The following is a 24,118-nucleotide window of genomic DNA, read 5'->3' on the forward strand; positions in this document are numbered from 1 at the left end:
ATGAGCGAGTTTATGATGGTCGATAATATCCCCGTAGAGATCAGCGGGGAACAGAATATCCTTGCCGTGGTGCGCAAAGCGGGCATCGAACTGCCCACATTCTGTTATTATTCCGAACTTTCCGTTTATGGCGCCTGCCGCATGTGCATGGTGGAAGACCGCCGCGGCGGCATCCATGCGGCCTGCTCCACCCCGCCCAAAGCGGGCATGGAGATTTTCACCAACACCCCCAGATTGCGCAAATACCGCAAGAATGTGCTGGAGCTTTTGCTGGCAAGCCACTGCCGCGACTGCACCACCTGCGAAAAAAGCGGCAAATGTAAATTGCAGGAGCTGGCCCATCAGTTCGGCATCCGCAATATCCGCTTCGGCGAACTGGAAACCGAGCGCAAACGCGATGACTCTTCCGTCTGCATCACCCGCGACAACAGCAAATGCATCCTCTGCGGCGACTGCGTGAGAATGTGCGAAGAGATCCAGGGCGTGGGCGCCATCGATTTCGCCGGCCGCGGTTCCAAGATGCGGGTGATGCCCGCTTTTGATAAACCCATCGCCGAAAGCAACTGCGTCGGCTGCGGCCAATGCGCTGCGGTATGCCCCACCGGCGCCATCGTGGTGAAAGATGACACCCAGAAGCTGTGGCGCGAACTTTCCGACCCCAAAGCAAAAGTGGTGGTTCAGATCGCCCCCGCCGTGCGCGTGGGCATCAGCCACGAAATGGGGCTGGATGAAGGCGCCAACGCCATGGGCAAGATCACGGCGGCTCTGCGCCGCCTGGGCTTTGATGAAGTGTATGACACCACCACCGGCGCCGACCTCACCGTTTTGGAAGAAGCGGCGGAGCTGGCCGGGCGGCTGGCCGGCGGCGAAAAGCTGCCCCTCTTCACTTCCTGCTGCCCCGCGTGGGTCAATTTTGTTGAAAAACATTATCCCGAACTGATGCCCCATGTTTCCACCTGCCGTTCGCCCATGGAAATGTTCGGCGCGGTGTTGAAAGAACAGCTGGGCCATTCCACCCGCCGCATCGTTTCGGTGGCCGTGATGCCCTGCACGGCGAAAAAATTCGAGGCTTCCCGTGAAGAGTTCATCCGCAGCGGGGCCAAGGATGTGGATTATGTCATCACCACGCAGGAACTCATCACCATGATCCGCGAAGCGGGCATCGTGTTTGATGATGTGGAACCCGAATCCACCGATATGCCTTTCGGCGTTTCCACCGGCGCGGGCGTGATCTTCGGCGTGACGGGCGGCGTGACGGAAGCGGTCATCCGCCGTCTTTGCGATGATAAATCCGTCAGCTCGCTGCGCACCATCGCCTTCAACGGCGTGCGCGGCATGGAAGGCGTGAAAGAAACCACCGTGGAAGTGGGCGGGGTTCCCGTTCATATCGCCATCGTCAGCGGCCTGGGCAACGCCAAAGCGCTGCTGGAAAAGCTGAAAAACGGCGAATGCGATTATCAGTTTGTGGAAGTGATGGCCTGCCCGGGCGGATGCGTTTCCGGCGCGGGGCAGCCCTTCACCAACCGCGAAGGCAAGAAAAAACGCGGCGACGGCCTTTATCAGGCAGACCGCATGAGCGCCATCAAGCGCAGCGAAGAAAACTATGCGGTGACCGCGCTTTATGATTCCGTGCTCAGCGGCAGGGTGCATGAACTTCTGCATGTGGAATACGGCAAGACCCACCAATAAGAAAGGAAGCAAGGCCATGAAATTCAGCGTATGTATCGGCAGCAGCTGCCATGTGAAAGGTTCTTATAATGTGCTGATGACTTTCCGCCAGCTGGTGGAAGAATATCACCTCAACGGCAAAGTGAAGGTGGCGCAGGAATTCTGCACGGGCCAATGCACGGATGCCGTGGCGGTTCGCGTGGATGACGAAGGGCCGTTCAGCGTTTCCGGCGCGGGGGCCAAAGAGTTCTTCCTGGAAAAAACAAAGGCCCTGCGGGAAGAATAAGCCCGCGGCGTTCCCCTGCCGCGGAATCACCCCACAGCGGGCAGGAAACAGTTGAAGCAAAAAGAAAAAGCGTGTATCATAGATTCAATAGGCGAGCGGCGGCCCTGACCGCCGTTTGCCCAAAGAACACGCGCTTTTGACAAAAACTCACAGCAGGCCGAAAGCGGAACACCCGCCTTCGGCCTGCTTTTTTTAGGGGGAAAGCCACATGGAACCTGTGATCGGCTTCAGAGCCGCCAACTGCAAAAACTGTTATCAATGCCTGCGCGCCTGCCCCACCAAGGCCATTCGCTTTTCTTCGGAAGAACAGGGGCATGTATCGCCCGAGATCTGCATCTATTGCGGAAAATGCGCCACGGTCTGCCATCAGGGCGCCGTGAGGGTGGGCACCGATCTGCCCGAAGTGCGCCGCATGATCGCGGGCGGCGCCAAGGTCTATGCCAGCGTCGCGCCTTCTTATGCCGCGGCGTTCCCGGGGGCAAGCTTTGCCCAGATCTCGGCGGCGCTGAAGAAACTGGGCTTCGTTTCGGCGGAAGAGACCGCCATCGGCGCCACCGAGGTTTCAAAAGAATATGCGCGGCTGATGGCGGCGGGGAACCATGAAAACCTGATCGCCACCTGCTGCCCCGCCCTTGTGATGCTGGTGGAAAAGCATTACCCCGAGCTGGTTGCCCAGCTGGCGCCCGTGGCTTCGCCCGCGGTGGTGCATGGCAAAATGCTGAAAAATATGTTCGGCACCCGCATCAAAACCGTGTTCATCGGCCCCTGCGTGGCCAAAAAAGAAGAGGCCCGCCAGACGAACGCCATCAACGCCGTGCTGCTTTTCGAAGAGCTGCGGGCATGGATGCGGCAGGAGAGTGTGCGGCTGGAAGAAGAAGACCCCGAACCCGCCGAAATGCATGCCACCCTCAGCCGCCTGTATCCTTCGCCGGGCGGCATCGTGGCCACCATCCCGCCCGAAAAGCGCCGCGGCTATAAAAGCTATTTTGCCGATGGCCCCCGCCGCTGCCGCGAAGCGCTGGATGCCATGAAAAAAGGGCAGGTGCAGGGCTATTTTATGGAACTGAGCATCTGCGAAGGCTCCTGCGTTCACGGCCCGGGCATCGAAGAGCCCCAGCCGATCTTTCTGGCGCGCGAACAGCTGCTGGCTTCGGCCCGCAAACGCACCAGAACGCTCGCGCCCATCACCGAACAGACCAAGGTGCCGCTGGAAGCCAAACACCGCCCTGTGCGCCCCGCGAAAACCATGCCCGAAGAACAGGAGATCGCGGCGATTCTGGCCCAGACGGGCAAACATAAGCCCGAAGATATGCTCAACTGCGGCGCCTGCGGCTATCCCACCTGCCGCGAAAAAGCCATTGCCGTGGCGCAGGGGCGGGCGGATATCCGCATGTGCCTGCCTTATATGCGCGAAAAAGCAGAATCCACTTCGAACATGATGATGGAATATGCCCCCAACGCCATGCTGCTGCTGGATGACCGCCTGCGGGTCATCGAAGCCAACAAGCGGGCTGTGGAACTGCTTGAAAAACAGGGCCAGCCGCTGAAAGGGCGCACGGTTTCCGAAATTTTGAAGGGCGATCTCAAAAAGCTGCTGGCGCAGGGCGAGCCTGTGCGCGATGAGCCCTGCCAAGCCGGCGCGCGGCGGCTGCGGTGCAGCATCGTGCAGGTGCCGGGCGGCGAATATCTGATGCTGCTGCGCGACATGAGCCGAACGGAAGACCATTACGCCCGGCAGGAAGAAGAGCGGGGCCGCCTTTTAGAGATCGCGCGCAAAAGCATCGATAAACAGCTTGCCATGGCGCAGGAAGTCACGCGGCTGATGGGCGAAACCACCGGCGAAACGCTGGCGGCTTTGATGGAGCTGCAAAGAGAAGCCGGGCGGGAGGAACCGCGATGAAGCTTTTTCTCGAATACAGCGGCGGCGAGATCCTGCCCTTTTCTTCCTGCACGGTGAAAACAAGGCGCGTGGGAAACCGGATGCACGCGGTGCTCTGTTCCTGCGAGGGCGAAGATTTCACGGCCGCTTCTCTGGCGGGGCTCACGGCCCAGACGGCCATCAGCATGCTGGCGGGCGGCGCGGGCATGGAACACACGGCAAGAGAGCTGATCGCCGCCATGGGCGGGCGCAAAACAGGCTTTCTGTTTGGTGAACTGGATGGCCGCGGCGGCGTTCGATGCGTGGAATACCGCATGCCGCAGGCCGCCCTGCTGCGCGGGGGCAAGCTTTGCCCCGCAGAAGGCGAAACCATTCGCGTGGGCGGCGAACCGGTGATTTTGCGCGCCGAGACCCTGCGCGACGGCGACCTGTTCTGCTGCTTTTCTCAGGGCATCGTGCGGCGCAGCAAGGGCGAACAGATGGAAAGCGGATGGGGCAGAAAGGGCGCGGCCGAATTCATGGGTAAAGCCTATACCGGCGAAGAAAGCGCCCGCAGCATGTGTGAGCTGCTGCTTTCCGCCTGCCGCAATTTACAGCCCGAGGGCGGCGGGGCCGCCTTTCTTTGCCGCGCCAAAACGCCCCATGCCCTCTGCGTGGCGGTGGGGGAACCTTCCAAGCGCATCGCCGAAGACGAATGGGCAAGAAACCTGCTGTATTTCCCGGGAACACGGGTCATCTGCGGCAGCGACGCGGCCTGTTTGTTCGCCCGCATCACGGGGCGCGAACTGACCACCGATCTTTCGCCGCTGGCAAAGCCGGGGCAGAAATATCGCCTACGAGGCATCGATTATATTTTTTCTGAAGAAGAAAGCCTGAAACAGGCCATGGCGCTTCTCAGCGCACCGCTGCGGGGCAGGGCGGCCACCGAAGAAGGGCGCGAGCTTGCGGCTTTGCTTGATCGCCGATGCACGGAGGTGCGCTTTTTCGTGGGCGGCGGGGGCGCTATGCGCCACGATCTGGGGGTCGATATGAAGATCAAGATCGTGGAACAGATCGCCGATCTGCTGCGCAGCAACGACAAAGCGGCCGAGATCGATTATTGCTGAAAAACACAGGGGAAGAGAGGGGGCGCGGTTTTGGCCTATCAAACGATTTTGTTCCGGCTGATGAAGCCCACGGCCCGAAAGCAAAAACAACTGGAAGAAGCCCAAAAACGCTATAGCGAGGCGCTGGAATGGCTGCTGCGGCAGATGAAGCGGGAAACCTGCGAAACCGGCAGCACCCAATGCTCCGCCGCGCTTTTGGCCCGCCTTCAGCCCAAGGAAGCGGGGCCTTTTAAAGATGCGCTGCGCCGCGAAGCGCAGGGCATTCTGAAAAGCTATCTGCGCCGCCGGGCGGAACAGGGGCGGGCGGCCTATCCCGTCACCCGCACAGAAGCGGCCGATCTTGAAAAGCTGGTTTCGGGGCTCACCCACTTTTCTTTTTATGAATACTCGGCCTGCCTGAGCCATTTTGAAAAAAACCATCCCGTTTCTTTTTGCCGCTATGACACGCGGCGCGATTTCTCGCTGCTGCGAGGCCCTGACGGCGCACGCTACTATGCGCGGCTGACCCTTTTCGATAAACAGAACGCGGTGGCGGCCGCCGCGGAAGAAAAAGGGCTGGCCGATGTGCAGACAGGCGAGCTTCTTCACCGGCGGGGCGGGCGGCAGCGTTATCTGCTGCTGCCGCTGGAAATGGGCAAGCGCCAGCTGGAATGGATGCGCCTTGCGGAAAGCGGAGAATATCGGGCCAAAAGCGCCCAGCTGATCGCCGGGCCGAAAGGCTTTGAGCTGGCGGTGCATTTTTGGCGGCCCGACCCGCCCGAGCGCGAGGCCCGGGGAACACTGGGGGTCTGCCGCGGCGAAAACGGAAGACTTTATTGCTGCCGCCGCGACCAAAGCGGCGCCGAAGAATCGTTTTTTCTCGAAGAATCGCCCGAGCTTCCGCAGCAGACTCGCGTGCATCTGCTGGCTGGCCGTCTGGCCGAAGCCGCGCTGCAGCGGGATGACCGCATGGTGTTTGAAAACTTCAAAACCGCGTCGGATGGTCTTGCGGCCCACTGCCAATGCCCCATGCCGGCGGAAGAATATGGGCTGATCTGCCGCGCGGCTTCGCAAAAGGCGCTGGCGCTGGGGCTGCCCCGCCCGCTGGCGGTGAGCCCGCTGGCGCTGTTCCATCGCTGCCCCCAATGCGGCGCGCTCAGGCGGGGAACCATCGACCGCGGTGTTTTTTTCTGCACGGTCTGCGGGGAATCGGCCCCGCTGGGGCGGCTTGGCGCGCGCAATCTGGCCCAGACGCCGGGGCGCTATGACCAAAGCCTGTTTCGCGTGCAGGTGAGAAAAAAGGCGGGCAGGCTGGTGTTTTCCTGCCCGGCGCTGCGTTTGACGGTGGAAACACAGGAAGGCCCCGAGGCCGCGGAATGCTTTTTTCAAAGGGCGGAAGCCCTGCTCAAAGCGCCCGAAAAGGGCGGCCGGCGGTTAAAAAGCATCGCCCTGCAAATCAAAGATGTAAATTTGCGTGAAAAATTCATTTTTATATAGCAAAAAAAAGATTATTATGTTAAAATCGTATCGTGCAGTGAATTTTATTCTCTGTTTTCGCGGCGCTGCTGCCGCGTCGGGGGCGAGAAGAGTGGCTTTGCGCCCTGTTTTGGCCCGCTGTCTGCCGTGCAGAGCCGACCTTTTACGGGCGGCAAAGGGCAGCTATTTTTCTTGGGAGCCATGCCTTGGTATGGCTCTTGAGCCTTGCAATCAAAAGCCTTGCATAAACCCGCGGCCGCTTTGGGGGGCGTTGGTTTAGAATAGAGCAAATAAGTGTATGAGGTGATTAGAATGTACAAGATCCTGCGCAGAGAACAGCTGAGCAGCAATGTCGTTCTGATGGATGTTGACGCGCCGTTGGTGGCAAAAAAAGTTTTGCCCGGCCAGTTTATCATTCTCAGAGTGAACGAAGAGGGCGAAAGAATCCCCCTGACTGTTGCCAATTACGACCGTGAAAAGGGCGTAATCACAATTATCTTCCAGACCGTCGGCGCAACCACCATGGCGCTGGCCGAGCTGAAAGAGGGCGAATATATCCACGATTTCGTGGGCCCCCTGGGCACACCTTCCGAAACAGATGAATTTGCCGGCAAAACCGTTGCTGTCATCGGCGGCGGCTTGGGCTGCGCCATCGCATGGCCCCAGGCAAAAGCCATCCACAAAGCGGGCGGAACCGTTCATATGATCGCGGGCTTCCGTTCCAAAGATATCGTGATGCTGGAAGACCAAATGAGAGCCGATTGCGATCATCTGCATATGATGACCGATGACGGCACTTATGGCGAAAAAGGCCTTGTCACAGCGAAACTCGAAGAACTCATCAATTCCGGTGTGAAGTTTGACGCCGTCATCGCGATCGGGCCCCTGATCATGATGAAGTTCGTCTGCCTGCTCACCAAAAAATATGATATCCGCACCATTGTCAGCATGAACCCCATCATGATCGACGGCACAGGCATGTGCGGCGGCTGCCGTTTGACGGTTGGCGGCGAAACAAAGTTTGCCTGCGTTGACGGCCCCGATTTCGACGGCCATCTGGTTGATTTTGATGAAGCGATCCGTCGCTCCAGAATGTATTCCGAACAGGAAAAAACTGCAAGAGAGAACCATGCTTGCAGAATGGAGGGTATGCACAATGGTAACTAAGAACATGACTTTGGAAAAGACCAAGATGCCCGAACAGGCACCTGATGTCAGAAATAAAAACTTTGAAGAAGTTGCAATGGGCTATACCGCCGATATGGCGCTGAACGAAGCCGCCCGCTGCCTGGGCTGCAAAAACATGCCCTGCGTTTCCGGTTGCCCCGTGAATGTCAAGATCCCCGAATTCATCGCTCTGGTTGCCGAAGGCAAGTTCGAAGAAGGCTATCAGAAGATCGCCGAAACTTCCACACTGCCCGCTGTCTGCGGCCGTGTCTGCCCCCAGGAATCCCAGTGCGAAGGCAAATGTATCCGCGGCATCAAGGGCGAATCCGTCGGCATCGGCCGTCTGGAACGCTTCTGCGCCGACTGGCATAACGAGCATTGCACAGAAGCCCCCGCGAAACCCGAATCCAACGGCCATAAAGTGGCGATTCTGGGCGCCGGCCCTGCGGGCCTCACCTGCGCGGGCGATCTGGCGAAGCTGGGCTATGATGTCACCATTTTCGAAGCTTTCCATGCCGCCGGCGGCGTTCTGATCTATGGCATCCCCGAATTCAGACTGCCTAAGGCCATCGTGGCAAAAGAAGTGGAAAACCTGAAGGCAATGGGCGTTCATGTGGAAACCAATGTGATCGCCGGCCGCAGCGTGACCATCGAAGAACTGAAAGAACAGGGCTTCGAATCCATCTTCATCGGCACAGGCGCCGGCCTGCCTTCCTTCATGCATATCGAAGGCGAAAACCTCAACGGCGTGTTCTCTGCCAATGAATATCTCACCAGAATCAACCTGATGAAGGCTTATAAAGAAGGCTATGCCACCCCGCTGATGCACGCAACAAAGGTTGCCGTTGTGGGCGGCGGCAATGTGGCCATGGATGCCGCCCGCTGCGCAAAGCGCATGGGCGCCGATGTTTCCATCATCTATCGCCGCAGCCTCGAAGAAATGCCTGCCCGTAAGGAAGAAGTTCACCATGCCATGGAAGAAGGCATCGATTTCAAGGTTCTCAACAACCCCGTGAAGATCGTTGGCAACGAAAACGGCTGGGTCACAGGCATCGAATGCGTGAAGATGGAACTGGGCGAAGCCGATGCTTCCGGCCGCCGCAAGCCTGTCACAGTGAAAGATTCCAACTATGTGCTGGATGTTGACTGCGTGATCATGGCGATCGGCACCTCCCCCAACCCCATCCTCAAGAAGAGCACAAAGGGCTTGGAAACAAACCCCAAGGGCTGCATCGTTGCGGATGAAAACGGCCTGACTTCTATCGAAGGCGTTTATGCCGGCGGCGACGCCGTTACAGGCGCTGCAACCGTTATCCTGGCCATGGGCGCGGGCAAAACCGCTGCCGCGGCAATGGATGAATACATCAAATCCAAGAAATAATCTGCTGAAAAGCAAAGGGCGGTGGGCGCAAAAGCCCGCTGCCCTTTTTTCAAAAGGAGGGGCTTTATATGAAGATCGAACAGCTGGAAACCCCCGCGCTTTTTGTTGACCTGGATGTTCTCGAAAGAAACCATCAGGCCATGATGCAGTTCCTCAGCCCTTTGGGCGTGGCGCTGCGGCCCCATTATAAATCGCATAAAACCACATGGTTTGCCCATTATCAGGTGGAACATGGGGCAAAAGGCATCACCTGCGCCAAGCTCAGCGAAGCCGAAGACCTGGCGCTTTCGGGCATTGGGGATATTCTGATCGCCAATCAGGTGGTGGAAAAATCGAAGATCGCCCGTTTGGCCACGCTGGCGGGCTGGTGCCGTCTGGCGGTCTGCGTGGATGACGAGCAGAATATCCGCGATTTGAATGCCGCCGCCGCATGGCAGGGCAGCACCATCCGTGTGCTGGTGGAATATGAGGTGGGCATGAACCGATGCGGCGCGGCAGAAAACAGCCGCGTCGTCGCGCTGGCAAAGCTTGTGCAGGAATGCCCGCATCTGGAATTGATGGGCATTCAGGCCTATGCGGGCCAGCTTTCTCACGAAGAAAATTATGAAACGCGCCGCCGTCAGGCCGAGAAAACCGAAGAAGCGCTGAAAACGCTGAAAGCCGAATGGCTGGCGGCGGGCCTGCCTTTGCAGGAAATCAGCGGCGCCAGCACAGGCACAGTGGAATTTCGCCGCAAGGGAACGGAATATACCGAGGTGCAGGCGGGCAGCTATCTTTTCATGGATGAGGCTTACGAACGCCTGCATGTTTCCTTTGAGCATTCGCTGTTCATGCTGGCAACGGTCATCAGCGCCAAAAAAGGGCTGTTCGTCACCGACGCGGGCGTAAAAAGCCTGGGGGTCGATCAAGGGCCGCCTTCCGCGGCGGATTACCCCGGCGCGCCCGTGAACATGAGCGAAGAACACTGCACCGTGACGGCAGAGCATCATCAGAAAATCGGCGATAAGCTGCGGCTGATCCCCGGCCATTGCTGCACCACCATCAATCTTAATAACACAGTTTATCTCGTGCGCGGCGGTGAAGTGGTGGATCGCCTGTTTGTCACCAGCCGCGGCAAAAGCCTGTAATAAGCTTTCGCCCCACCGCCTGATGCAAAGTCTGCGTGAAAGGCGCCTGCCGCTTTCACGCGGGCAGATTTTTAAATTTTATGCGGTGTGCAGGGCTTTCCGCGGATGAAAAGGATGAAAAAACGCCATTGCGCTTGTTGCGGCGCAATGGCGTTTTGCTGTCTTTTTCCGGGAAAGATCAATCCTGATAGCCTTTTTCTTTGCGGAACTGTTTCCAGTCTTCATAGCTTTCGCGCAGAAGCTGGGTGCATTTGAGGCCATAGGGGCATTTGCTTTCGCAAGCGCCGCAGCGGCGGCAATCGTTCACCTTTTCCATTTCGGCCTTGAATTCATCGGTCATATATTGCTGCCAGGGCGAGCGGCGCAGCAGCTGGGGCAGGCGGGCGATGGTGTTGATCTGGATGCCCACACGGCAGGGCATGCAATAGCCGCAGCCGCGGCAGAAGTTGCCCGCCAGTTCTTTGCGATCCTGCTCGATAACGGCCTGCAGCTCGGGGGTCATGGTCACGCCGTTTGCGGCGCAATCCAAAAATTGCTGCAGCTCTTCTTTTTTCTGGATGCCCCAGATGGGCACGGCGTTTTCCAGCTGGGAGAAAAAGGCGAAGGCCGCGGCGGCGTTGGTGAGCAGCCCGCCGGAAAGCCCCTTCATGGCGATAAAGCCCACATCCAGCTGGCCGCAAAGGCGGATCAGATCAAGATCGGCCTGAGGGGAAATATGAGAAACCGGGAACTGGATGGTGTCATAAAGCCCGCTTTTGGCCGCTTGTTCGGCCACATCGCGGCGGTGAGAGGTGATGCCGATAAAGCGGCATTTGCCCTGCTTTTTGGCTTCAAGCAAGGCGGCGTGGATGCCGTTTGGGTCTTCGGGATCGGTCATCTTGGGGATATTGTGAAGCTGGAGGATATCCACATAATCGGTGCGCAGCATTTTGAGGCTGGTATCCAGATCGGCCAGCACCTGCTCTTTGGTTTTGCCCTGGCTTTTGGTGGAAATGATGATCTTTTCGCGGCGGTCATGAAAGGCCGCGCCCAGCTTTTCTTCGCTGTCTGAATAAGCGCGGGCGGTGTCGTAATAGTTGATGCCCGCATCATAGGCCATGTGCAAAAGCTCCACGGCGCTTTGCTGATCGATGCGCTGGATGGGCAGCGCGCCAAAGGAATTTTCCGTTACCATCAGGCCTGTGCGGCCCAGTCGCTTCATTTTCATTTTCAGCACTCTCCTTCGGGGTTCAATGGCTTAACTTTCTTTTATTATACGCCCTGCGAAAAAAATGGGAAAGCCCCCAAAAGCGGTTTCGGCACATTTTTTACGCGGTGACCGGCCTTTTTAAACGCAAAAAAAGCGCGATGCAAAACCGCGCCCGGCAAGATCGCGGCCTGTTGAGCCGCGCCCCAAAAGCAGGCATCACGCGGTTTTTGCAGGCAGCGGCCGCCGGGGCTGCGTTTCACATCGCGCCGGTTAAAAAACCGCGCGCCATTCAAAAAGAACAGGTCATCGTGAGAAAAGAAGCTTCGCCCGAGGGGGTCTGCTTTTTTACGGTTTCGCCCGCGGCCCATCCCGCCCGCCGATAACAGGCAATGGCGCGGCGGTTGAAAGGGCGAACGATGAGGGTCAGTGTGCCGCGGCCAAAGCGGCGGCGGGCTTCCCGGGCGATCAGCGCCATCAAAGGGCCGCCCAGCCCCCGGCCGCAGGCATCGGGGCAAAGACCCAGCCCCACCGTCAGGGCATACCCGCGGCGCTGGAAGCGAAAAAAGCCCGTCAGCTTTTCGTTTTCCGTCACGGCGTAAAATTCTTCCCGCCGCGTTTCTTCCGAAGCGATGCCCCAGTTCTGGCGGCAGACGGCGCTCCAATCGGGCATATCATAAACATCATAGGGCGCGGGATAGCGCCAGGAACAGATCTCAAGGGCATCTGCCAAAGAAAGCGGGCGGCAATCCATCCAAATCACCTCTGAAAATCATTCGGCCAGCAAAGCCTGAAACGAAGAAGCCACAGCGGCGGCATCGCCGCCCATCACCAGCAGAAGATAGTTCCCCTGTGTGAGGATCTGGGCGTTTTTCGCGATTTCATATTGCTGGGGGTCATATTGTTCAAAAGTGTTCTGCACAGCGGCGGCGCGCGCTTCAAGCGCTTTGCGGATGGCGGAAACATCCGCAGAAGAGGCCGCTTTGAAAACGGCCAGCTCCGAGGCTTCCACATTCATGGCGGGCGCTTTCACGCTGAAGCTTTCCACTTTTGAAAAATCCAGATCATATAACGATTTTACCACAGAATCCTTCAGAGAAACAGTGGGCAGGCTGTCATAACTGCCGCAAAGGGAAGCGGTGAGCGACGCGGGGGTGGGCGGCTGCTTTGCGGGCGGCACATCCGGCGAAGGGGTTGAAGGCTGCTGCGGTTTCTGGCCGGCGGGGGTCGAAGGCTTCTGCGCCGGCGGGGCGGGCTTTTTCGAAGAATCGGCGGTATTGGAAGAAACCGGCGTTTCGGGCGAAGAAGGGGCCGACGGCGTTTCGGCGGGCGGGGTTTCCGCTTCCTCTTTTTTTTCTTCTTCGTGGGCGGAAGGGGTTTCGCTTTCCTGTGTGATCTCTGTTTTGTCGGTGGCGTCTTCTGTTTTTTCGCGGGCACATCCGGCGGCCAAAACAGCGCCTGCCGCAACAAGAACCAAAAGCCAAGTGCGTTTTTTCATGGGTGGTCGAACGCTCCATTCTTTCAAATAAGATAGGGGTTAGACGCGGCGGACGGCAAAAAGTTCCCGTTGGAAGAAAACACTTTTGAGATATAAGAAAAACTCTGCGAAAAGGCGAAAAAAACCATTATTGGGCTTTTTTAGAGAAATCTTAACATTTTGTGTCGATTTTTCATGGTATAATAATCGCAAAGCGATTATTATACTTTATTTCACGGCCCGCCTACGGCGACGGCCACTTTATACCATTCATGCTTCGCATTCATGGTATAAATCGCAAAGCGATTATTATACTTTATTTCACGGCCCGCCTACGGCGACGGCCACTTTATACCATTCATGCTTCACGGCCCGCTTCCGGCTGATTACGGCCTTTTTGCGGCGTTTGGAACCGCCGGGCAAACTCGTAGAGAAAAAGGAGAAATAAAATGGACTGCATTGCCCGATGAGGGCGATGCCTGCCGCATTCTGTGAGAAAAATGCTGATTTTTTTCATGCTGATGTTGTATTTGCTGGCGGCGGCTTATTTTGCCCGCGCCTGCATGCCGCATATCAAAAAGAAATTTGCCGTTTACGGAAAACATGCGCAGGTGCTTTTTCTTTTGCTGTTTGCCATTGCCGCGCTGCTGCCGATCATCGGGGCGTTTTTAAAGCCCCATTATTTTGCGGCCCCGCTGCGGCGCGCGGGCAATCTGTGGCTGGGGTTTCTGATCTATCTGTTTTTGGGCACCGCCATTTGGGAAACCGCGGCGATGGGTTTTCGCAAAATTGACCCGAAACGCGGCGAAAGGCAGGATCACCCCTGGCGGAAAGGCGGCCTGCTGATTTTGGCGGCCGTTTTTCTGGTTTCGATGGGCGTTGTTCACACACAAAAAATCAGAACCGTGCATTATACCGTTCCCGTGGCCGCATCGGAAAATGTTTCGCTGAAGATAGCGTTCGTTGCCGATCTGCATATGGGCTGTCAGATCGGCAGCGCCCAGATCGCGCGGATGGTGCAAAAAATCAATCAGATGGATCCCGATCTGGTGCTTTTCGGCGGCGATATGTATGACAGCGATTATGATATGCTGGAAAACCCCGACCGGCTGGCCGAAACGCTGCGTCAGATCCACAGCCGCTATGGCGTATATGGCGTTTACGGCAACCATGATGTAACGGAAACGCTGATCGGCGGGTTTTCCATCAGCCCCCGCTCACGCGCCTATCGCGATGAGCGCATGGCCGAGCTGCTGAAAAAAAGCAATATCACCATGCTGGAAGACGCGGTGGTTCCTGTTGCCGGCGGCAAACTTTGGCTGGTGGGCCGCCTGGATGGGGAAAAATCCGGCCGGGGGCTGGCCAAACGCAAATCGGCGCAAGAGCTGATGGGGCAAACGGATGAAAAGACGCCGGTGATCGTGTTGGAGCATGAACCCTCGGAGCTTGATGATCTGGCGGCGCTGGGGGCGGATGTGGTTTTGAGCGGGCATACCCATGCCGGGCAGTTTTTTCCGCTCACCCTGCCGCGGTCGCTGATTTGGGAAAACGCTTACGGCCTGAAAAAAATAGGCGCGATGGAGAGCATCGTCACTTCCGGCGTGGGGGTCTATGGCCCTTCCATGCGGCTTTTGACGAATAGTGAAGTCGTGCAGATCGATTTGAAATGCGGGGCGGAAAAATAAGATGAAAAGCGAACGAAAAGCGTGGAAGAAGGCGGCAAAAGGCAATTTCAAGCGCCATTATCTGTTGTTTGTGGCGGTATGTCTGGCGCTGGCGTTTCTGGGGGCGGCCTATGGCCATTCCTTGGGCGCGCTGCGCGCCCAGATCCCCGGCGCAGAAACCGGCAACACGGGTCTGCTGGCGGCGGGCAGCGGCGTTGCGGATGTGGCAAAGGCCATGATGGAAAACCGCCTGGGCCATGCCGGCGAGCAGGCCAGAGAAAAAGAAGCGCAATATCGCCGCGAAAACAAAGAGGGCATCTTCGGCCGAAGCCGTGGTGTGCTGGCGCAGTTCGTCAACAGCGTCACTTCGGGCAATATTCTGGTGATCGCGGCCAAAACGCTGCTTTCGCTGTTCCATTCGCCCCATATTGCGGCGCTGATCCTGATTCTGGCCAGCTTTCTTCTGGCGCTGTTCTGGTGGGTCTTCTTTCGGAACATCGCGGCGGTGGTGGCGGCCCGCCTGTTTTTAGAGGGCAGGGTCTATGCCGATGTGCCGCTGCGCAGGTTCTTTTTTCTGCGTGATGTGCGCTGCTGGTTCCGCGCCGCCCGCACCATGCTGTTCATGGTCTGCCTTCAGGTGCTTTGGTCGCTGACGGTGGTGGGCGGCGTCATCAAACGATATTCTTATTATCTGGTGCCTTATATCGTGGCGGAAAACCCGAAAATTTCTGCCAAAGAAGCGGTGAATCTTTCACGCCGGATGATGGACGGCCACAAATGGGAATGCTTTTTGCTGGAACTTTCGTTTTTCGGATGGGGCCTTCTGGGCGTTGCGACAGCCGGCGCTTCCGAAATTTTGTTTTCGAACCCCTATCGTTCGGCGGCGCTCTGTGAATATTATGCGTCGCTGCGGGGGCAGGCCGGGGAAAAACGCCTTGAGGGCGCCGAATGGCTCAACGACACCTATCTTTTCGAAAAGGCCGATGCCCGGCAGCTGGAAGAAGCCTACCCGGAAGAAGAAATCTTGGAAGCCATCGCCAAAGCGCCCACCGGGCTGCATGGAACACGCAGATTCCTGGCCGAAGCGTTCGGCATCGCCATCACCGATTCGCTGGAAGAACAGGCGTGGCAGCGCAGCGAGGAAGCAAGACTGAGGGCCGAGCGCATCCGCGATGAAAAAGAAGGAACGGCCTACCCTACAAGGCTTTCCGCGCTGGCCGAAAAAGAAAGGCGCGGGGCTTTCGATCCCGAGGGCATCCATTACATTCGGCATTATTCGCTGCTGTCGCTGGCGCTGATGTTTTTCTCTTTTTCGGCGGTGGGGTGGATCTGGGAAGTCAGCCTGCATTTGATTTCACACGGCGTTTTCGTCAACCGCGGGGCCTTGCTGGGGCCGTGGCTGCCCATTTACGGCAGCGGCGCTGTGCTGATTTTGATTTTGCTCAACGGCCTGCGCGGCAAACCGGCACAGGAATTTTTGGGCATTGTGGCGTTATGCGGCGTGGTGGAATATTTCACTTCGTTTTATCTGGAAAAAATGCGCGGCGGTCTTCGCTGGTGGGATTATACCGGATATCTGCTGAACCTGAACGGGCGCATCTGCGCGGAAGGGCTGCTGGTGTTCGGCATGGGCGGCATGGCCATCGTTTATCTGCTGGCGCCGCGCTTCGATAATCTGCTGCGGCGCATCCCAAAAAAGATCCGCGTTTGCCTGTGCATTCTTTTGGTGGCGCTGTTTGCGGCGGATGTGGCCTATTCCACCGTGCATCCCAACATGGGGGCGGGCATCACCTCTATGAAGAAATATTGATCGCAAAGAAACATTTTTATGAACCGCCGGCATGAAAAAAACGCGCCGCAAACTCGAAGAATTTTGCGGCGCGCCCGTCACATGAAAAAGCTGCCTTGCCCATTCTTTGGGCGCGGCAGCTTTTTTGGTGATTAAAACACGATTTTTATGCTCTGCCCGAAGCGCCATGAGCTTCGGTGTTTTCGGCTTCTTCCTGCTCTTCGTTTTCCGCCGGGTCTTCGGCATCTTCGATGTCTTCCATAGAAAGCAGTTCCTCATCGCTCCAGCTTTCTTCTTCCTCTTCGGGGAATTCGATGCGGTTCAGCTCTTCCTTGGCTTCTTCATACAGGCGTTGAAATTCATCATGCCCCATTTCGCGGATGGCAAAATCGGCTTTTTTCTTGGCGTCGATCACGGTCACCCAATAGGCCATCATGTCTTTGTTGGCCTGCTTCAGGCCGCCGCGAAAAGCCATCAGCTTTTCGGGCTCGCGGATCACGCAGGGGTAGCACATCGGCGCGCCCAGGGCGTTCATTTCGATCCACAACAGGGTCTGGCCGCTGCTTTCACGGGTGGCTTCATAATAGCGGGTCTCGCTTTTTCTGCTCAGCGAGAAAAACGGCTTTTTCTTGATTTCGCCCACAATGGCGGGGGTATATTGTTTCATAAAAATTCTCCTTTTCGGGTGGCCGAAGGTTTACAGAATGCTCAGGTCGAATTCTTCGGAAAGCCGCGCCAGCACTTCGATGCCGCCGATGCTGTTGCCGCGTTCATTCAGGGCGGGGCCGATCACGCCGATGCCCAGCGTGTGGGGAACCGCCGTCATGATGCCGCCGCCCACGCCGCTTTTTCCGGGCATGCCGGTGCGCACCAGAAAATCGCCCGATTCATCATAAAGCCCGCAGGAAGCCATCACTGTGAGGGCTGTGCGGCAAGCGCGGCGGGGGGCCACCGTTTCGCCCGAAAGGGGGTTGACGCCGCCGTTTGCAAGGGTGGCCGAAAAAACGGCCAGATCGCGGCAATTGACTTTGATCGAGCAGAGGCGGAAATAAACATCCAGCACTTCTTCCACATTGTCTTCCAGAATGCCGGTGCTTTTCATAAAATAGGCGATGGCGCGGTTGCGGTCGCCCGTGTGTTTTTCAGAAAGATAAACCTCTTCATCCACGCGCAGAGATTCGTTGGCCGTCAGGCGGCAAAGCAGATCATAAACGCGCCCGAAACGCCCCTGCACATCGCCGCCCAAAAGCCCGATGCAGGCGATGGCGCCCGAATTGATATAGGGGTTGAGCGGTTTATGCTTGTTTTTGATTTCGAGGTCAACAATGGAATTAAAGCCTTCGGCCGTGGCGTTCAGGCTGATTTTTTGCAAAAGCCGGTCTTTCGGGCAATCTATCAGCGCCAGAACGAAAACGGCGACTTTCACGATGCTTTGGATGGTGACGCGCTTTTCCCAATCACCCGCGCCAAAACCATTGCCTGATACATCCATGATATAAGCCCCCAGCTGGTTCGGATCGGCTTCGGCAAGCTTCGGGATATATGAGGCGACGGTGCCTTGAGCAGTCACGGCGCGGGCTTGCTCAAGAATTTCTTGCAGCTTCTCTTGCATAGGATAAAACCCCCACATTTTTAAAAATGATTCAATTATATTCATTATATCGTTGACGCTTACTACTTTCAAGAGATTTTCTTTGACAAGTACCTTAACCATTGGTATGATAGGAAAGGTTTGGAGGGATGAATCATGCTGGAAACGGTTTTTATGGGCGCTGTTTCATTGCTCAGCGCGCTGATCCAATCGGTAACGGGGTTCGGGTTCGGCATTATTATGATGGCGGTCATGCCGCTGTTTTTGCCGTATACTTCGGCGCTGACCATTTCTACGGTGCTTTCGCTGGCGCTCAATATCACCATTCTGGCGCGATGCTGGCGGGATATCAGCTGGAAGCAGCTGATGCTTCCGGCGCTTTTCTGCATTTTGGGTTCTTCGGCGGGGATGTTTCTGATGGCCAACAAGCCCTCGCCTGTTTATAAACACCTGCTGGGCGTGTTTCTGGTGATGCTGGCCATCTGGCTTTATTTCTTCAGCGAAAAAGTGAAGCTGAAGGCCACCATGCGCAATGCGGCGGTGGCGGGCATCATTTCGGGCGCCTGCGGCGGCCTGTTTTCCGTCAGTGGCCCGCCGATGGTGCTTTATTTCGTTTCGGTGATCGAAGATAAAAAAGAATATATGGCCACTTTGCAATGTTATTTTCTGCTGAACAATATTTATCTGCTGGTGATGCGCGCCGTTCTGCATCTGCTGCCGCAGGGGGTGTGGGTGCCCACGCTGTGGGGCGCGGCGGGCCTGCTGGCGGGCAGCCTTGCGGGCGGCAAAATTTTCAACCGCCTGGATGGCAAAAAGCTCAAATCTTTTGTTTATGGCTTTATGGCGCTTTCGGGGCTGTGGATCGCCATCGTGGGCTGATTTGATGGAACGATGCAAAACCCTCTTTTCGCGAAAATGCGAAAAGAGGGTTTTTGTCGTGTTGGAAGTTTTTTGAATAAAAATGGGAAAATATTGAACCCTTAGTCCGCCGAAAAGCTTGTTTTGAAAAACGAATGGGTGTATGATAAAGCTATCCTGCAAAGCCCGGCTTTGCATATTGAAAAGGAGAGGATCACAATGATACTGAAAATGGTAGATTCCTGCCCGTGTCAGGTGGATACGGTGATTCGTTTCGTGAAAGAAAACACAGCGCCGCAGTTCAGCTGCCCCACACTGCAGGCCGCTTATGAAGCCGCTTATGCCGGCGATGACACCACTTTGGCCGCGGGTTCGCTGAAAACCTATCGCCTGCGCCTCAAAGAAAACCATTTCGTCAACCTGCTGGTGATGGGCTTTGATTGCTCGCGCCCCAGCGCGTTCGATGATTTCCGCAAAGCCCTCAACAAGATCGGCGCGGAACTCAACGCTTTGAAAGCAAAAAAAGTGTTTTTTGATTCGGTCACCAAGCTGGTGTTTGCCGATAAAGAAGAGATCGTTCGCCAGGTGGGCATGACTTTGCCCCTCAGCGAATATGCGTTTGACAAATACATGATCAAAAAAGCGGAGATCACCCCCAAAGAAGTATATCTGCTGGGCGATGCCGCGCTGGAAGCGGCGCTGCAGGAAGGCGCCTCCATCGCAGAAGGCATCCATATTGCCCGCGATCTCGTCAACGAACCCGCCGAAGATCTGACCCCGGCTGAACTGGCCAAACGGGCGGAAGAACTGGGCAAGCAATATGGCTTTGAAACAGAAATTTTCGATGACAAAGCTTGCGAAGCCATGGGCATGGGCGCCTTTTTGGCCGTGGGCCGCGCCAGCGTGAATAAACCCAAGCTGATCGTCATGCGTTATCATGGCAATGGCAACGCCGTGGCCAAGGGCATCATCGGCAAAGGCCTTTGCTATGATTCCGGCGGATTATACCTGAAAAACGGCGCGGGCATGTCAAGCATGAAAGGCGATATGGCGGGCAGCGCCGCCGTCATCGGCGCCATGTGCGCCATCGCGGCAAACAAGCTGAAAGAAAATGTGGTGACAGTGGTCGCCGCCTGCGAAAACATGGTGGATGGCGCGGGCTATCGCAACGGCGATATCGTGCATACCATGGCCGGCAAAAGCGTTTTCGTGGCCAGCACAGATGCCGAAGGCCGCCTGACCATGGCCGATGCCATCACTTATATCATCCGCAAAGAAAACATCGACAGCATCATCGAATTATCCACGCTCACCGGTTCCTGCGCCAATTTCTTTGGCAAGGTCTGCGCCGGCGCGCTGTCTACCGATGACGCCATGTTCGAAAAAGTGGCTTCGAAAAGCCGCGTAACAGGCGAAAAATATGGCAGAATGCCTGCTTACGATGAATACAGAGAGTATATTAAATCTGATATTGCCGATTTGTATAACAGCTCGGCCGAAGGAGCGGGCGGCATCTGCGCGGGCCTTTTCCTCGATGAATTCAAAGAAGATAAGCCGTTCCTGCATCTGGATGTGGCCGGCATGACTTTTGCAAAGAGCAAGAGCGAAGGCCAGCCTGCGGGCGGCACAGGCTTCGGTGTGAAAACCGTTTACCAATATATCAAAGGCTAAAACACCGGGCGTTTCAAAACAGAATGGGTGCGCTGCAAAACGGAACGGTCAAGACCGTTCCCTGCAAGAGATCGTGTTCGGATCGTTTTCCGGCGCCGCTTGCAGGGGCAAAATCTTGGCCCTGCCCCAATTTGCGGCGCACCCATTTTTGTGGAAGAGAAGAAGCCGGGCAGCCGAGAAGCCGGACAGCCGAGAAGCCAGACAGTCGAAAGCCGGACAGCCGAGAAGCCGGACAGTCGAAAGCCGGACAGTCGAAAGCCAGACAGTCAAGAGCCGGACAGCCGAAAACCGGGCAGCTGAAAGTCAGGTAGTCAAGAGCTAGCCAGCGGAAAGCCGGTCAGTCGAAAGCCGGACAGCCGAGAAGCCGGTCAGCCGAAAGCCGGACAGCCGAGAAGTCAGACAGTCAAGAGCCGGACAGCCCGGCATGACGAACGAAAAATATAAAAAATACGCCTTGGGCCGTTGCGGCTCAAGGCGTATTTCATAAAAGTTCAGAGAAAAACAGGTTTATTTTGCGTATTCGATTGCGCGGGTCTCGCGCACGACATGCACTTTCACCTGGCCGGGATAGCTCATTTCTTCTTCGATCTTCTTGGCCAGATCGTGGGCAAGAAGGATCATCTGGTCGTCTTTCACGATCTCGGGCTTCACGATGATGCGAATCTCGCGGCCGGCCTGGATGGCGAAGGATTTTTCAACCCCTTCAAAGCTTTCGGCAAGCTCTTCCAGCTTTTCAAGGCGTTTGATGTAAGCTTCCAGATTTTCGCGGCGTGCGCCGGGGCGCGCGGCGGAAATGGCATCGGCGGCCTGAACAAGGCAGGCAACCACGGTTTTTGCTTCCACATCGCCGTGGTGGGCCTCGATGGCGTGGATAACTTCCGGCGATTCTTTATATTTCTTGGCCAGATCCACACCGATGGCCACATGGGAACCTTCCACTTCGTGGTCGATGGCTTTGCCCAGGTCATGCAGCAGACCGGCGCGCTTGGCCAGCGTCACATCGGCGCCCAGCTCGGCGGCCAGCAGACCCGCAATGTGGGAAACTTCGATCGAATGGTTCAAAACATTCTGGCCATAGCTGGTGCGGTAACGCATGCGGCCCAGAATTTTGATAATATCGGGATGTAAGCCGTGAACGCCTGTTTCAAACATGGCGCGCTCGCCTTCCTGCTTGATGGTGGCTTCCACTTCGGCGCGGGCTTTATCCACCATTTCCTCGATGCGTGCGGGATGGATGCGGCCATCGCTGATGAGTTTTTCAAGGGCGATGCGGGCCACCTCGCGGCGAACGGGGTCAAAGGAAGAAAGGGTAATGGCTTCGGGGGTATCATCGATAATCAGATCCACACCGGTGAGTGTTTCCAAAGCGCGGATGTTGCGCCCCTCGCGGCCGATGATGCGGCCTTTCATCTCATCGTTGGGCAAAGGCACCACCGAAACGGTGACTTCGCTGGCGTGATCGGCGGCGCACCGCTGAATGGCGGTGGCAATGGCTTCACGCGCGCGGGAATCGGATTCTTCTTTCAGTTGTTGATCGATCTCTTTCAGCTTCACGGCGGCGTCGTGGCGGGCTTCTTCTTCCACCTGCGCCAACAGATAGGCCTTGGCCTCTTCGGCGGTAAAGCCGGAAATCTTTTCAAGCATTTCCATCTGGCTTTGTTTGACGGTTTGGATCTCTTCCAGATGTTCTTCGGATTCTTTCAGTTTCTGGTTCAGCTTCTCTTCTTTTTTGTCAATCGTTTCATATTTGCGATCAAGGGATTCTTCTTTTTGCTGCAATCTGCGTTCTTGCTTTTGCAGATCGTTGCGGCGTTCTTTTACTTCGCGGTCAAACTCTGAACGGTTTTTATAAATTTCTTCACGCGCTTCCACAACAGCTTCGCGTTTCTTGGATTCCGCCGATTTGATGGCGTCGTTCAAGATGAGCTTTGCTTCTTCTTCCGCGCTTCCTATTTCCTTTTCAGCGATATTTTTTCTGTATATAAAACCGGTAAAAATGCCGATTACTATGCCCAGAACAAACACTACTACTGAAATCAAAATGGTAATGGGTAATGGCAAAATAGTTCCTCCTTCTCTATATAATAGTAGCGTTCATTTTGCAAAAGCAAAAAAATGCTTAAAAAATGCAGAATGACACTAATTTATTTTATATCCAATCAGAAGAAGTGTCAAGATAATATACAAATCGCTTTTCCAATAAGCGGAACTTTTTGTTCAGGGCGCAGAAAAACCCCCGCAAAATAAGTCATCTTTGCGGGGGTTATGCCCAAAAGTGTTATTTTATTTGGCAAAAACATGCTTGCCGATGCGGGCGATCACGGGGCGGCTGTAGATCCACTTATTCGTGGTTTTTGCCGGGTTATAATAATAGATGGCCCCGCCCGAAGGGTCCCATCCGTTCATGGCGTCGCGGGCGGCGCGGCGTGAAATTTCGGCGATGGGCTCGTTGAACTGCCCGTCGTTCAAAGCCGAAAAAGCGCCCGGCTGATAAAGCACGCCCGCCAGCGTGTTGGGGAAAGAAGGATGCTTGACCCTGTTGAGGATCACCGCGCCAACGGCCACCTGGCCTTCATAAGGCTCGCCGCGCGATTCCGCCGAGATCATGCGGGCCAAAAGATAAAGGTCGTTGTCGAGCCCCGCGCTCTGGCCCGATTGGGAACCGCCCGTGGCGACCATGCCCAGCGCTTTCTGGGTGGAAATGCCCACGATGCCGTCTTCCGTCAGGCCGTTTTTGCGCTGGAACCATTTCACGGCTTTTTCGGTGGCGGCGCCGAAAATACCGTCTGTGCTGCCTTCATAATAGCCCCAGTTTTTCAATTTTTGCTGAATGGTGCGCACGGGTTCGCCGCTGCTGCCTTTTTGATAGACCGCCGCTTTGGCGGGCAGCAGCAGGCAGCAGAAAAGCCCGATCACCATAAGATTGACTAAAAAGAGCGCCGCAAACCGACGCAGAACAGTGGAATGGCGCATAAAAACCCGTCCTTTTTTCATATTTTCTATTATTGTGGTTGAAAAAAGGCATATTATTCATATATGATAGAGTTTAAAAGAGACGACCTGACGGAGGAAGCACGGTGATTCGAAACGAAAAACTTTTCGATGGCTTTACGCTTTTGCAAAGCGATGATTTTTTCAAATTGACGCAGGATAGCGTTTTGCTTTCGGAATGGCTGAAACTGAAAAAAGGGCAGCGGGCGCTGGAACTGGGAACAGGCTGCGGCGGGCTGTGGCTGCTGGCGGCCGCGAAAAACCCCGGCTGCCGCATCGACGGGCTGGAGCTGCAGGAAGGCGCGTTGGCCATCGCCCGCGAAAATCAGCGCCAAAACGGGCTGGAAGAACAGGGTGAGCTGATTCAGGCCGATCTGACCGTGTGGAACGGCAGGCATCAATATGATGTCTGCTTTTGCAACCCGCCTTATTTTGAGCCGCAAAAAACACTCACGGCGCCTCATCCGCCGCGGGCGGCAGCCCGCAGCCAGCAGGCCTGTTCGATGGAAGCGGTTTGCGCGGCAGCAGGGCGGGCCCTGCGCCAGGGCGGGCTTTTTTATTTTTGCTTCCGCCCCGGCAACTGGGAAAACGCCCAGAACGCCCTGATGAAAAACGGGTTCGCCTTGAAACGCCTGCGCATGGTGCACCAAACGGCGGAAAAACCGGCGCAGCTGATGCTGTGCTGCGCGGCTTATGGCGGCGGGGCATGGCTCGAAATCGAGCCGCCGCTGCTTTTAAAAGAGCTTTCGGGCGAAGAAAGCATGGAATATCGGCGGATTTATCGCCGCCATCAGCAAGAAAACAGAAAAGAGGAACAATAAT

20 protein-coding genes are annotated in these 24,118 nt (G+C 56.2%); 13 read left to right on the top strand and 7 right to left on the bottom strand.

What is annotated here, in order from left to right; translation table 11 throughout:
* The 8 genes from ACJA3I_RS03430 (at position 1) to ACJA3I_RS03465 (ending at position 10,069) form a co-directional block, all read left to right on the top strand.
* The gene (locus ACJA3I_RS03430) at positions 1 to 1,689 is read left to right on the top strand and encodes a [FeFe] hydrogenase, group A (RefSeq protein ID WP_458863372.1); all 1,689 of its coding nucleotides are present in this window, start codon (positions 1 to 3) and stop codon (positions 1,687 to 1,689) included.
* A 16-nt stretch (positions 1,690 to 1,705) separates the two neighbouring features.
* On the top strand, positions 1,706 to 1,954 hold the full coding sequence (locus tag ACJA3I_RS03435; RefSeq protein WP_458863373.1) for a (2Fe-2S) ferredoxin domain-containing protein: 249 nt from the start codon (positions 1,706 to 1,708) through the stop codon (positions 1,952 to 1,954).
* A 208-nt stretch (positions 1,955 to 2,162) separates the two neighbouring features.
* A complete protein-coding gene (locus ACJA3I_RS03440) occupies positions 2,163 to 3,854 on the top strand; it encodes a [Fe-Fe] hydrogenase large subunit C-terminal domain-containing protein (RefSeq protein WP_458863374.1) in 1,692 nt (563 codons plus the stop codon).
* Positions 3,851 to 4,939, top strand: coding sequence for a hypothetical protein (locus ACJA3I_RS03445; RefSeq protein ID WP_458863375.1), 1,089 nt, complete (start codon positions 3,851 to 3,853; stop codon positions 4,937 to 4,939). Before ACJA3I_RS03440 ends, ACJA3I_RS03445 begins: the two co-directional genes overlap by 4 nt.
* A gap of 30 nt (positions 4,940 to 4,969) precedes the next feature.
* Positions 4,970 to 6,415, top strand: coding sequence for a hypothetical protein (locus tag ACJA3I_RS03450; RefSeq protein WP_458863376.1), 1,446 nt, complete (start codon positions 4,970 to 4,972; stop codon positions 6,413 to 6,415).
* Positions 6,416 to 6,706: 291 nt separating this feature from the next.
* A complete protein-coding gene (locus ACJA3I_RS03455) occupies positions 6,707 to 7,561 on the top strand; it encodes a sulfide/dihydroorotate dehydrogenase-like FAD/NAD-binding protein (protein WP_458863377.1) in 855 nt (284 codons plus the stop codon).
* Positions 7,551 to 8,942 carry an NADPH-dependent glutamate synthase gene (gene gltA, locus ACJA3I_RS03460; RefSeq protein ID WP_458863378.1) on the top strand — a complete coding sequence of 464 codons (1,392 nt, stop codon included), beginning with the start codon at positions 7,551 to 7,553 and terminating at the stop codon, positions 8,940 to 8,942. Before ACJA3I_RS03455 ends, gltA begins: the two co-directional genes overlap by 11 nt.
* A 68-nt stretch (positions 8,943 to 9,010) precedes the next feature.
* Positions 9,011 to 10,069 carry a DSD1 family PLP-dependent enzyme gene (locus ACJA3I_RS03465; RefSeq protein WP_458863379.1) on the top strand — a complete coding sequence of 353 codons (1,059 nt, stop codon included), beginning with the start codon at positions 9,011 to 9,013 and terminating at the stop codon, positions 10,067 to 10,069.
* Positions 10,070 to 10,247: 178 nt separating this feature from the next.
* On the opposite strand, the gene ACJA3I_RS03470 is transcribed toward ACJA3I_RS03465, so the two are convergent.
* The 3 genes from ACJA3I_RS03470 to ACJA3I_RS03480 form a co-directional block, all read right to left on the bottom strand.
* Complete coding sequence (locus ACJA3I_RS03470; RefSeq protein ID WP_458863380.1) at positions 10,248 to 11,276, bottom strand: aldo/keto reductase; 1,029 nt, start codon at positions 11,274 to 11,276, stop codon at positions 10,248 to 10,250.
* 271 nt (positions 11,277 to 11,547) lie between these two features.
* Positions 11,548 to 12,009 carry a GNAT family N-acetyltransferase gene (locus tag ACJA3I_RS03475; protein WP_458863381.1) on the bottom strand — a complete coding sequence of 154 codons (462 nt, stop codon included), beginning with the start codon at positions 12,007 to 12,009 and terminating at the stop codon, positions 11,548 to 11,550.
* A gap of 18 nt (positions 12,010 to 12,027) precedes the next feature.
* Positions 12,028 to 12,753: a DUF4358 domain-containing protein gene (locus ACJA3I_RS03480; protein WP_458863382.1), complete on the bottom strand. Its 726-nt coding sequence runs from the start codon at positions 12,751 to 12,753 to the stop codon at positions 12,028 to 12,030.
* Positions 12,754 to 13,247: 494 nt separating this feature from the next.
* Here ACJA3I_RS03480 and ACJA3I_RS03485 point away from each other — a divergent pair, with 494 nt between their 5' ends.
* On the top strand, positions 13,248 to 14,417 hold the full coding sequence (locus ACJA3I_RS03485) for a metallophosphoesterase (RefSeq protein WP_458863383.1): 1,170 nt from the start codon (positions 13,248 to 13,250) through the stop codon (positions 14,415 to 14,417).
* A gap of 1 nt (position 14,418) precedes the next feature.
* Positions 14,419 to 16,206, top strand: coding sequence for a DUF975 family protein (locus tag ACJA3I_RS03490; protein WP_458863384.1), 1,788 nt, complete (start codon positions 14,419 to 14,421; stop codon positions 16,204 to 16,206).
* A 145-nt stretch (positions 16,207 to 16,351) separates the two neighbouring features.
* Here ACJA3I_RS03490 and ACJA3I_RS03495 read toward each other — a convergent pair whose 3' ends face one another.
* Both ACJA3I_RS03495 and glsA read right to left on the bottom strand, forming a co-directional pair.
* Complete coding sequence (locus tag ACJA3I_RS03495; protein WP_458863385.1) at positions 16,352 to 16,852, bottom strand: hypothetical protein; 501 nt, start codon at positions 16,850 to 16,852, stop codon at positions 16,352 to 16,354.
* Positions 16,853 to 16,882: 30 nt separating this feature from the next.
* Positions 16,883 to 17,797 carry a glutaminase A gene (glsA, locus tag ACJA3I_RS03500; protein ID WP_458863386.1) on the bottom strand — a complete coding sequence of 305 codons (915 nt, stop codon included), beginning with the start codon at positions 17,795 to 17,797 and terminating at the stop codon, positions 16,883 to 16,885.
* 135 nt (positions 17,798 to 17,932) lie between these two features.
* Here glsA and ACJA3I_RS03505 point away from each other — a divergent pair, with 135 nt between their 5' ends.
* Both ACJA3I_RS03505 and ACJA3I_RS03510 read left to right on the top strand, forming a co-directional pair.
* Entirely contained in the window at positions 17,933 to 18,655 is a 723-nt protein-coding gene (locus ACJA3I_RS03505) for a sulfite exporter TauE/SafE family protein (protein WP_458863387.1), read from the top strand.
* 198 nt (positions 18,656 to 18,853) lie between these two features.
* On the top strand, positions 18,854 to 20,305 hold the full coding sequence (locus ACJA3I_RS03510; RefSeq protein ID WP_458863388.1) for a leucyl aminopeptidase family protein: 1,452 nt from the start codon (positions 18,854 to 18,856) through the stop codon (positions 20,303 to 20,305).
* Between the two features lie 507 nt (positions 20,306 to 20,812).
* On the opposite strand, the gene rny is transcribed toward ACJA3I_RS03510, so the two are convergent.
* Both rny and sleB read right to left on the bottom strand, forming a co-directional pair.
* Positions 20,813 to 22,366: a ribonuclease Y gene (gene rny / locus ACJA3I_RS03515; protein ID WP_458863389.1), complete on the bottom strand. Its 1,554-nt coding sequence runs from the start codon at positions 22,364 to 22,366 to the stop codon at positions 20,813 to 20,815.
* A 222-nt stretch (positions 22,367 to 22,588) separates the two neighbouring features.
* Positions 22,589 to 23,278, bottom strand: coding sequence for a spore cortex-lytic enzyme (sleB, locus tag ACJA3I_RS03520; RefSeq protein WP_458863390.1), 690 nt, complete (start codon positions 23,276 to 23,278; stop codon positions 22,589 to 22,591).
* Between the two features lie 104 nt (positions 23,279 to 23,382).
* Here sleB and ACJA3I_RS03525 point away from each other — a divergent pair, with 104 nt between their 5' ends.
* Positions 23,383 to 24,117, top strand: a complete 735-nt coding sequence (locus tag ACJA3I_RS03525; RefSeq protein WP_458863391.1) for a tRNA1(Val) (adenine(37)-N6)-methyltransferase — start codon at positions 23,383 to 23,385, stop codon at positions 24,115 to 24,117.
* The last annotated feature ends 1 nt before the right edge of the window (position 24,118 follow it).

Source organism: Acidaminobacterium chupaoyuni, from assembly GCF_047936785.1.
Classification (GTDB): domain Bacteria; phylum Bacillota; class Clostridia; order Oscillospirales; family Butyricicoccaceae; genus Acidaminobacterium; species Acidaminobacterium chupaoyuni.